This window comes from Oceanisphaera litoralis (assembly GCF_016907015.1).
GTDB lineage: Bacteria > Pseudomonadota > Gammaproteobacteria > Enterobacterales > Aeromonadaceae > Oceanimonas > Oceanimonas litoralis.
Genome location: NZ_JAFBBE010000039.1, coordinates 1 through 9,398, shown reverse-complemented (window position 1 = coordinate 9,398; position 9,398 = coordinate 1). Strand labels below are relative to the sequence as shown.

10 protein-coding genes and 1 pseudogene are annotated in these 9,398 nt (G+C 47.7%); 1 reads left to right on the top strand and 10 read right to left on the bottom strand.

Going from position 1 to position 9,398, the window contains the following annotated elements; all coding sequences use genetic code 11:
• Nucleotides 1-96 precede the first annotated feature (96 nt).
• The 6 genes and pseudogenes from HNR62_RS15830 to HNR62_RS15805 all read right to left on the bottom strand — a co-directional run.
• Nucleotides 97-264 (bottom strand): annotated as a pseudogene (locus HNR62_RS15830) (transposase family protein); the annotation flags it as partial.
• Nucleotides 265-392: 128 nt separating this feature from the next.
• The gene (locus tag HNR62_RS15825; protein ID WP_204797046.1) at nt 393-1,013 is read right to left on the bottom strand and encodes a hypothetical protein; all 621 of its coding nucleotides are present in this window, start codon (nt 1,011-1,013) and stop codon (nt 393-395) included.
• Nucleotides 1,014-1,134: 121 nt separating this feature from the next.
• Nucleotides 1,135-1,620: an RDD family protein gene (locus HNR62_RS15820; RefSeq protein ID WP_204797045.1), complete on the bottom strand. Its 486-nt coding sequence runs from the start codon at nt 1,618-1,620 to the stop codon at nt 1,135-1,137.
• Nucleotides 1,621-1,651: 31 nt separating this feature from the next.
• A complete protein-coding gene (locus HNR62_RS15815) occupies nt 1,652-2,536 on the bottom strand; it encodes an HNH endonuclease (RefSeq protein ID WP_204797044.1) in 885 nt (294 codons plus the stop codon).
• Nucleotides 2,537-2,646: 110 nt separating this feature from the next.
• Entirely contained in the window at nt 2,647-2,910 is a 264-nt protein-coding gene (locus tag HNR62_RS15810) for a hypothetical protein (RefSeq protein ID WP_204797043.1), read from the bottom strand.
• Nucleotides 2,911-3,210: 300 nt separating this feature from the next.
• Nucleotides 3,211-4,236: an IS110 family RNA-guided transposase gene (locus tag HNR62_RS15805; RefSeq protein WP_204797042.1), complete on the bottom strand. Its 1,026-nt coding sequence runs from the start codon at nt 4,234-4,236 to the stop codon at nt 3,211-3,213.
• 896 nt (nt 4,237-5,132) lie between these two features.
• On the opposite strand from HNR62_RS15805, the gene yegD reads away from it, so the two are divergent.
• The gene (yegD, locus tag HNR62_RS15800) at nt 5,133-6,506 is read left to right on the top strand and encodes a molecular chaperone (RefSeq protein ID WP_204797047.1); all 1,374 of its coding nucleotides are present in this window, start codon (nt 5,133-5,135) and stop codon (nt 6,504-6,506) included.
• 22 nt (nt 6,507-6,528) lie between these two features.
• On the opposite strand, the gene HNR62_RS15795 is transcribed toward yegD, so the two are convergent.
• The 4 genes from HNR62_RS15795 to HNR62_RS15780 form a co-directional block, all read right to left on the bottom strand.
• On the bottom strand, nt 6,529-7,176 hold the full coding sequence (locus tag HNR62_RS15795; RefSeq protein ID WP_204797041.1) for a DsbA family oxidoreductase: 648 nt from the start codon (nt 7,174-7,176) through the stop codon (nt 6,529-6,531).
• Nucleotides 7,177-7,195: 19 nt separating this feature from the next.
• Nucleotides 7,196-7,477, bottom strand: coding sequence for a DUF503 domain-containing protein (locus HNR62_RS15790; protein WP_204797040.1), 282 nt, complete (start codon nt 7,475-7,477; stop codon nt 7,196-7,198).
• A 446-nt stretch (nt 7,478-7,923) separates the two neighbouring features.
• Entirely contained in the window at nt 7,924-9,003 is a 1,080-nt protein-coding gene (locus tag HNR62_RS15785) for an aspartate-alanine antiporter-like transporter (protein ID WP_204797039.1), read from the bottom strand.
• Nucleotides 9,004-9,010: 7 nt separating this feature from the next.
• Complete coding sequence (locus tag HNR62_RS15780) at nt 9,011-9,343, bottom strand: aspartate-alanine antiporter-like transporter (RefSeq protein WP_204797038.1); 333 nt, start codon at nt 9,341-9,343, stop codon at nt 9,011-9,013.
• Nucleotides 9,344-9,398: the final 55 nt, after the last annotated feature.

Genomic DNA, 9,398 nt, shown 5'->3' with positions numbered 1-9,398 from the left:
AAACGCTGTGGCTGGGCCTGGAGCGTTGTCATGATATGGTCCGTGCCATACAGGAGACCAAGGAGTTATTGGGCTGACTTATGGGTAAAGGGATGAGTCGAGGTGCGCCACACCAAAATCTTCAATGTCCTCCCACCCTTCGGCACCGGCGATGACCGCGCAGAGTGTCAGGAACAGAACATCGAACAACGGGTAAGTGATTTTGGCCGTCTGGCGGGGATCTTTCAGTACACCAAAGGACTCGGAAAAAGCATCAAGGCTCATGGGCGGGCTCCCAAAAGGGAGTATAAGATCACAAGTCGATCAGCAGGTCAAATTACCCCAGATTGGTTATAAAACGTTCGTGATCTTACCCTGAGCAGTACGACATTCAGTGTTGCTTGTTCCGTGTGCTATCGTATGCCTGATTCATGCACCTGTGGACGAAACCCATGCAGCAGAGCCTTTACTATTGATTGGGGTGTGAGGACGTTGACAAGATCCGATGCTGCTGGCTTTGAGTCATATCGCTCATAACCATTCCACCCCCAGTGCCACAATACTCCACGCCAGCGCAGTAACGCCTTGTTTTCTAGATCAATAAAGGCACCATCTGGTATCTCCGCGAAAGGCATCCCAACGGTGACTTTACCTCCACCACGTATCGTCCGCTCAGTATGAAGTTTCTTATCAATTTGACTCACTGGTATTGAGGGCTCTTTAGCGTTTGCGGCACACCAGGCTGACTTAAACTCTTTGTACTTCTCCCTGTTGCACTCGGCGCAAGGGCGATGACCTGCAGATAAGGCAGTAGCCTCATCCATAAAGAAAAGTTCAGAATAGCTATTGTTGCTGAATATCTCTCTCTGCCGTCCCTTGAAATCCAGTTTGCAGATAATCCACGCCTTGTGTCGCCATGGCGCAATGATCTCTTTGTTCTGATTGTGAAGAATCCCACGATTCCCCATCCAGGCACCCCGGGCATCAACGCTGTTCAGTTTTCCCCAAGGATCAACACGATTCTGAAGGCTCATAATGATCTCTGCGATTTGACGGTATGACTCGAGGTAGGAGCCGGATGCGTTAGCAGCGCACGTCCGGATCTGTGCGGGGAGTGGCGGGTAACCGCCATTCCTACCGTGACCCCTTATCAGGCTATTTCCCTTCGAATTTTACTTCTTGTGTTTGTCCGGATTTAGGGCTTATGACGACTGTCCCAGCTAATTTGTCATGCCACCCTTGCTTTTTCTTATCCCAAGCGACCCAGAAAATACCTAACCCTAAAGGAATAGATGCTAAGAAATAGCCAATATATCTTACAATATATTGTTGTAATGTTGGCTTTTCACCTGTTTTTGCATCCACAATGCGCGCCTGTATTGCCATTTTACCAGGAGTTGCCTGGCGATAAACCCAAAATGCGATTACGGCAACAAGGGGAAACACCCAACTAAGTAATAGATCAAAAAAACCTGCGACGAAGTCATCACCATCAAGGTAACTCCAGCCGTATATTGAGATTAAAATAGGGTAAGTTAATACTAATATAATTACAGTGTCGATTAGACTTGCACCGACTCTTTGCCAGAATCCAGTGTATTTCATTACATCACCCATTGTTGCAGGAAAGTCACTGTTCATTATTCCCCCTTATTTTTAGTAATGATAAAAATTATATTTTTAGCCTGGCTCCGAAATCAGCCGACGCGTTAGCGGTCGGCTGAATTGACTTGTTCAGCTTCTCTACTCGACTAGCTAGCTCTTTTCGGAATTGAACTGCACTCTCCCCAAAGTGTGCCTCTCGATGGTGGTTTGGGCAAAGGGCTACTACATTATCAACTGTGTCACTGCCATTTTCGGATAACGGTTGAATATGGTGAGTTTCCAAATATACGGAGCCTGATAAGGTTTTAAATCCTTCCTGACCACACCACTCACAGAATCCGCCTGCTCTTTTCAGGATATAGTTTCTAACCTGTGGGCTGCGCTCATACACCGATGTGGTTGCTTCTTTTCTCTTCGCCTCACCAATAGGTATATTTTCGATGCTGAATTGATCAATGAAAAATTCGGTTGAAGTACCGCGAACAAGAACGCAATCACCGGAATCTGAACTATAGCTCTTTACGTACCATTGCTCGCTATCTAGAAGTCGTCTATCTGCGCTCGACTTAGTAGAATTTGAATCTCTTCTTCCACCATCACAAATTATCACCCTTACTGGCCAATTAAGACGAGCTGCTTTTTGTAGAGAGAAATCCATCTTTGTTGCGCGGCGAGACTGTGGTGAGCTCGCAGCGTTTTTTGCTGTATCTCTTAAGTTAAGATTTTGAATGATCTCGCCATTTTTTTCTGACAAATTTTCATACCAAAGGTTAAGAACAATAATTTTCTTACTGTGATCCTCGTATGACCATTCATAGCAATACTTTGGATTCGATGCAGCTTTCTCTACTCCACCCTTAAATTTCGCCCAGTCGCTAACATCTATTCCCGTCGCTTCAACTAGGTCCATAACCCTAAGGCGATCCGTTGGTTTCAATAACTCTATGTCCATTTAATCCTCGATGTGAGTCTAACGCTTGGCTTTGCGGCGTGCCGGAGCGCCGGAGCGCAGCGTAGGCACGTCCGTCAACAGCCACTTGTTAGGTTCGTCGTAATCAACAGTTATGAGGCAGGCTTCTCGAAACACATTACTGCTGCTGAATTCACTTTATTGGGAGTTGTATATTCGGAAACATACACCATTTTCCAGCCGTCGTACTTCTGGAGCTTAGAGTTCGTTGTACTTTCATTTCCGGTGCTAAATTCAACGCACCGTGTCATCATCGATGAACCTTCAGACCCCGACTCTCTGACTTGCGAACTGATATTTGCTGCAGCACAGCCCGTCAGCAGTACAACCATGCCCAAAGTTACTACTTGTTTCATTTTCAACTCTCCACGCTCAAAGATTGACCCGCCAGGTTGTGAGCGTATAGCCAACCTAACATCTATGGACGCCCCGCTTTGTGCAAGCAAAACTTTGAGTGACATAAAGGTATTGCAGCCATCTATCCGGATTTTTATGAGGTGTCTACCTCTATCCCTGATGAATTCCGCTGACCGGATGCTAATCATTTTAGCGTTCTCTAGACGAACGATGTTAGGAACAGCTTTCTCCGATCACGGTTCTACCTATTTGTCATCATTGAGTCTTACCTACGCAAACATCAGAGCGTTTCTATCTTTTTATCCAATAGCCGGTTCCATATAACGCTGCCCTTTATTCAACAACGCCCATGCAATCCGTGCTAATTTATTCGCCATTGCTACAATGACGACATTCCTGTTTGCACGTGTCGATAACTCATATAACCAGTTGCTGACGGCATTTCTCTTCGTACCTATATGTCTCAATACTGCTCGTGCACCATGAATCAACATCCGGCGTAAATACGCATCACCACGCTTACTGATACCTCTCAGTACCGTCTTCCCGCCACTGGAATGCTGTTTTGGCACCAAGCCTAACCAGGCAGAGAGCTGACGGCCATTTTTGAATGCGAGTGCATTACCTACGGAGGCAACCAGTGCTGAAGCCGTTAAGCGCCCTATACCAGGCACTTCCAGCAAACGCTTGCAGGCTTCATTCTGCTTTACGTGCTCATCGATTTCGTTGTCTAGTTCCGTGATACAAGATTCCAGTTCAGCCCATCGAGCTCTCATTCGCTGTATGTGGCGCTGCATCAGCACCGGCAACAGTCCTTCATCAATGCCATAGCTATCACGAAACCACTGTTTAAGCCGTGCGGGGCCCGAAGGTACGGCTATCCCGAATTCACCTAAGGTTGCACGCAAACGGTTAATCAATGCCGTACGGTCTTTCATTAAGCCATCGCGTTCTCGATGGATCAGCAGGATGCTCTGTTGTTCAGGGCTTTTCAGCTCCACGAAGCGCATATGAGGCCGAGATGTTGCCTCACAAATAGCTTCTGCATCTGCCGCATCATTCTTGTTGGTTTTCACATAAGGCTTTACGTATTGAGGAGGAATGAGCTTCACTTCATGTCCGCAAGAAGCTATCACGCGGCCCCAGTAATGTGAGCTGCTGCATGCTTCCATGCCCACAATACAAGCTGGTAACTGGGCGAAAAAGACTGAAACTTGCGCCCTGCGTAATGACTTTCTTAAAATACAATGCCCACGTTTATCGACGGCATGCACCTGAAAGACGTTTTTGGCAAGGTCCAAACCTATCATTGATACCCGTTCCATGATTCATCCTCCACCTGATGACAACCAACTAACAGTATAGGAGGGGCGTCCATTTCATTATTTTAATACTGCGCATGCTCGTATACACGCGTGTGCACATTTGTTCCGGAACGTGCGCAGTATCACTGTCGAATCATTATTAACCAACTGATTCACAATGACTTTTGCCTGCAATAGATGAATAACGCGCATTGCCGGTGGTGATATCACGCACGGAAGATGATGCAGGTTCTATTTTTCAAGCCGTCTGGATGGCTGTTTTGATAAGCCAGTTGTGCTATTCAGCCATGCTACCGCCCTGACGTTTCAGGTCGTCATTCCCTGCACCGATAGTTTTCAAACGCGTCTATTTTGGCCGCGGGAGTGGGGAAAGACAATTTCAAAAATGAAAAAGTGAGATGCAAAACGGGTGAGTGATGGTTTTATGGGCGGCTCGGGGAAGGGGAACTCTTTCTGCAGAGGCTGAGATGTCGGCTCAGGTGGCGGGGTTTGGTTCTGCAGGCCACGCCGGAATCGACAGGGAGGACAAAGGGATCTGCTCAGCCGACCATCCGCGCCATGGATGGCGCGGCTGAGCCTCCACGGAGGATTTACGGCGAGTCGGCGGAGCGGGCCCTTTGTCCGACAAGACCCCAGCAATCGTGCAATGTTTTTGGTCGATTGAAATCGACCCTACGGATGTTCGTGCGGGATATGGAAGCGGGTTCTATTTGGCTTCCCAGTGCTCTGACCCGCCAGCTTAAACGGCGGCTACAAGTTAGGCGGTATTGGGTCTGAAAGCCTCGCCGGAATCGACGGGTGAGCAAAGGGAGCGGGCCCTTTGCCCGGTGCAGCCAACTTGCCTGGTGCTGAGCATCCCTGTATTCTACGCGGCCTTTTTTGTTTTTGGATGCCACATGATCGGATTTGACTACGGCACATCAAACTGTGCTGTCGGCGTTATGGAAGAAAACAACCCGAAAATTTTAACCCTGGGTGATCATGGTCGATATATATCGTCAACCTTGTATGCTCCGAGTCGTGACGTTATTGTCAACTGGCTGCACAAACAGTTGCCATTGGCAGAGCAAAAAAACTTTCAGCAGCAACGGCAAAGACAATTGCAAAAAGGGCAGCTTGAATTAAAAGAGCTGGCATTGGATGGCTACCCGACCGACTTATCCTTTGGTCAGCAGGCATTGAATAATTACCTGCAAGAGCCCGATGAAGGTTACTACATCAAATCCCCCAAGTCTTTTCTGGGTGCGACGGGCCTGCTGCCACAACAAGTCGAATTGTTTGAAGACATTGTTGCGGCCATGATGAGCAACGTAAAAAGGCTGACCGAAGCCGCACTCGGCAGAAGTGTCAGCCAAACGGTGATTGGCCGTCCCGTCAATTTTCAGGGGCTGCGTGGTGAAGAAAGTAACCGGCAGGCACTGCAAATATTGACCAATGCCGCCAGGCGCGTTGGCTTCAGGGACGTTGAATTTCAATTCGAGCCGGTAGCCGCAGGCTTTGAATATGAAGCGCGCCTGGATAAGGAAACCCGGGTGCTGGTGGTCGATATTGGCGGCGGCACCACCGATTGCTCCATGCTGCTGATGGGGCCCAAACAGGCGGTTGCACCAGACAGAAGTGGCGACCTGCTCAGCCACACCGGTGAGCGTGTGGGCGGTAATGACTTCGATATTGCCTTTGCGCTGAAGGGCATTATGCCCAGCTTTGGTCTGGACAGCCTGTTGAAAACAGGCAAGCCGGTGCCAGCCAATAGTTACGCGCAGGCCGTGTCCATCAACAACATTCATGAGCAGACCGAATTTTATAGTGCCGCCAATGGCCGTTTTTTAGCGCAACTGGTCCGTGATGCAGAAGAGCCCGAGCTGTTGTCGCGCCTGCTGACCGTGCAAAAAAACAAACTCAGTTATCGCGTCGTGAATGCCGCAGAGCAAAGCAAAATTGCCCTGACGGACTGCACCGAGCAGCGTGTCGACCTGTCCGATATAGATAAGGGCCTGACCGTTAACCTGGACCGAGACGGCTTTGCCAGGGCCTGCCACCGTGAATTGAGTGCCATCACGGCGCTGATGACCGATGCGATTGCGGAGGCCAATTGCCAGCCAGATGTGGTATTTGTAACCGGCGGCACCGCCAAGTCACCGGTGTTGAACCGGTTCCTGCAACAGCAGTTTCAGCAGACCCCCATTGTGATCGGTGACCACTTCGGCAGCGTCACCGCCGGTTTGACCCGCTGGGCCAGCAAGATTTATGGGCCCGGCGGGCAGCGTTAAGCCATACCGCGTTCAGGCCGGATCAGGCGGATTCGGCGCCAATCTCCTGCAATGCCTTCACCCAGGCATCGGGCTCTTGAGCGCCGGATATGAGGTACTTGTTGTTGATGATGAATGCCGGCACGGAAGTCACACCGGCCTGCTGGTAAGTGGCTTCCTCTTCTCGCACCAGTGCACTGTATTGATCCGACTCCAGCACCTGTTTGGCCTTTGCCGGGTCCAGCCCCAGTGCGGTAACGCAACTTAACAGCACTGCGTGATCGGAGACATCCATCGCCTTGCCAAAATACGCCTCGAACAGGGTTTGTTTCATGGCGGTTTGTTGGCCTTGCTCTGCTGCCCACTTCACCAGACGGTGGGCATCGAAGGTATTGCAGGTCAGTCGCTGCTGAATTTTCGCGAAGTTGAGGCCAAGATCGCTGGCAATCGTCATCATATGGCTCTGGTTTTCCCGCATCTCTTGCTCGCTTCGGCCGTACTTTTTGGCCAGGGCAGGCAAGATAGGCTGGCCTTGCCCTCTGTGGTCGGGGTTCAGTTCAAAGGCATGCCACTGAATGGTGAACTCGTACTCCGGCGCCAGCTGCACCATGGCCTGTTCCAGCCGGGCATAACCGATGGCACACCAGGGGCAGGCGATATCGGAAACGATAGCTATCTGTATTTTGTTCATCAAAATGGGTCCTGTTTGATTAGATGAGTTCCCGCGTGACCTTGATGATGCGTCCTTCTACGGTGCGCTGTATCTTGTCTTCTATCTGGCTGCACAGGGATTCTACCTCGCGCCTTGAGGCCGCCACCACCACAAAGGACCATTCACTGGCATCGTGCCTGTTGTGTTCACCGCTCTCACAGACCGCCACCGCCGGGTTGCGCCCGAACCGTTCGTGCATGCCGCCCATACGCTGGCGTTTTTCTTTCAGAGAGCCACAGCCCGGCAGAGAAAAACTCATGGTCAGAATGCCGATGTGCATGTCGCTCTCCTTGTTGGGTAACGCTCTGCTCACTGGCGCTTGGCGCCGTTTTTGAGTGTCTTTTTCAAAAACCGTGCCGAGGCCAATGCATCCAGTGCAGCAGATTGTTAGACGTTTTTAAACTGATTTTGAACATTAAGACACAGGTTTCTCGAAACACATTACAGCTGCTGTATCAGTTTTATTATCCGTTGTATATTCCGATACATAAATCAGCTTCCAACCATCTCACCGGCGCGGATATCATGATGTCATTTATTGCGGAAATAAGTAACCATGCGTAACTAATGTGGTAGTATTCGAGCATATGGCCCAGCAATATTGGCTCCAAAGTGTTATGCATCCACACCTGTTATACGGCATTACTTTCTTTTTTTAGACTATGCAGTAACCACCTTGATTTAATGAGTGCTTTTATCGAATTCTAAGATCCCAACCATAATCAATTATAAAAGAGCCATTATTTCTGCAATAACTATTATTAAAATCAATGAAAAAGGATAAACCGAAGCATAAGCAATCTGTGGCGCTTCAGATTCGGTCATAGAATCCGTAGCACTTAATCCTGGTGTTGATGTCATTCCACCTGTCAACGCACCTAAAATAGATAAAAAATTAATTTTCAGAAAAAAGCGCCCAACAAGAACCGTCACAATCATTGGGATTAATGTTATAGCTGCTCCATAAATAAATAAAACAGCGCCATGTTCCTGAATGGCAGGAACCAAACTCTCCCCTGCACTCAAACCTACTGGCGTTAAAAACATTAAAAGTCCAAGCTGACGTAATATTTGATTTGCAGGACTTGATAAGTTCCAGATTACGCCTGCAAATTTTCCTTTCCAACTTAAAAATATGGATGCTAAAAGCACGCCGCCTGTTAGTCCTAATTTAAATTGTAGACTTCCTAGTGGAATGGCAAGCGCCCCAATTAAAATACCTATCGCAATACCAAATGCAACCGGTAAAAAACTAGTTTGTCCAACACGTTTTAAACTATCTCCAAAAAGTTTTGTAACAGCAGGCACATTGCCTTTAGAAGAAGATATTAAAATTTTATCACCGTATTTTATTTGAGTAGTAGGATGCGGTGCCAAGTCAATACTTGCTCTTCTTATTCGCGTTATGGTGGCAGAGTAGTTTTCTAAAAGATTAAGCTCTTGAATTGTTTTGTTTACAACATTACTGTTGCTTACCAGGTACCATTTTATTTCATACAATCCGCTACTTGGAATTTCTATATCTGTAACTTTACCTAACAGAAGCTCTATTCTAGCTAACGCATTTGCCGTCCCTACTGCTTTTATTATGTCCCCTGTTTCTAATACCGTACTACTTGTTGGTGAAGTAGGAAGTTGATTAGGTTTCATAATCCGTGAAATGTTCGCCTTGGTCATGAAACGTATTTTCAACTCCCCAAGCGTTTTCCCGTTTACATTTTCATTGGCAATAATCAAATTTTTATTTGTCACTGGTGGCGTATTAGAACGTGATTTTTCCGCAAATTTTTCCTCTTCCTCTTTCATGTTTACTCTAAATAAGACAGGTGATAATTATTACAAATAAAATTACCCCCAAAACCCCAAATGGATAAGCAATACCATAACCTATAGATGCTAATGGTGAGTTAGAAGCTTCAATAGATGCTGCCAAACCAGGTGTCGATGTTAATGCTCCTGTTAACAAGCCACTCATCATATTCATATCTACTTCATAAATATAAGCAATAGCCACTGCTGTTAGCCCTCCTATCGAAACAGTCGTTCCGGCAAGCACAAGAAGTGTTGTACCCTGTTCTTTAAATGAACTAAAAAGCGAGGGCCCAGCCCTGAGGGATCCCCACAATTTTTGGCACTCAACACGCATAATTTTTGCTCATTTCATCATAGGCCTCGGCAAGATCTTGTTCACTGAACTGGTA

Coding starts and splice junctions, on each gene's coding strand:
- HNR62_RS15815 (WP_204797044.1), bottom strand. CDS start 2,536: ATGGACATAGAGTTATTGAAACCAACGGATCGCCTTAGGGTTATGGAC.
- HNR62_RS15790 (WP_204797040.1), bottom strand. CDS start 7,477: ATGCACATCGGCATTCTGACCATGAGTTTTTCTCTGCCGGGCTGTGGC.
- HNR62_RS15780 (WP_204797038.1), bottom strand. CDS start 9,343: ATGCGTGTTGAGTGCCAAAAATTGTGGGGATCCCTCAGGGCTGGGCCC.
- HNR62_RS15810 (WP_204797043.1), bottom strand. CDS start 2,910: ATGAAACAAGTAGTAACTTTGGGCATGGTTGTACTGCTGACGGGCTGT.
- HNR62_RS15785 (WP_204797039.1), bottom strand. CDS start 9,003: ATGAAAGAGGAAGAGGAAAAATTTGCGGAAAAATCACGTTCTAATACG.
- HNR62_RS15820 (WP_204797045.1), bottom strand. CDS start 1,620: ATGAACAGTGACTTTCCTGCAACAATGGGTGATGTAATGAAATACACT.
- HNR62_RS15825 (WP_204797046.1), bottom strand. CDS start 1,013: ATGAGCCTTCAGAATCGTGTTGATCCTTGGGGAAAACTGAACAGCGTT.
- HNR62_RS15805 (WP_204797042.1), bottom strand. CDS start 4,236: ATGGAACGGGTATCAATGATAGGTTTGGACCTTGCCAAAAACGTCTTT.
- yegD (WP_204797047.1), top strand. CDS start 5,133: ATGATCGGATTTGACTACGGCACATCAAACTGTGCTGTCGGCGTTATG.
- HNR62_RS15795 (WP_204797041.1), bottom strand. CDS start 7,176: ATGAACAAAATACAGATAGCTATCGTTTCCGATATCGCCTGCCCCTGG.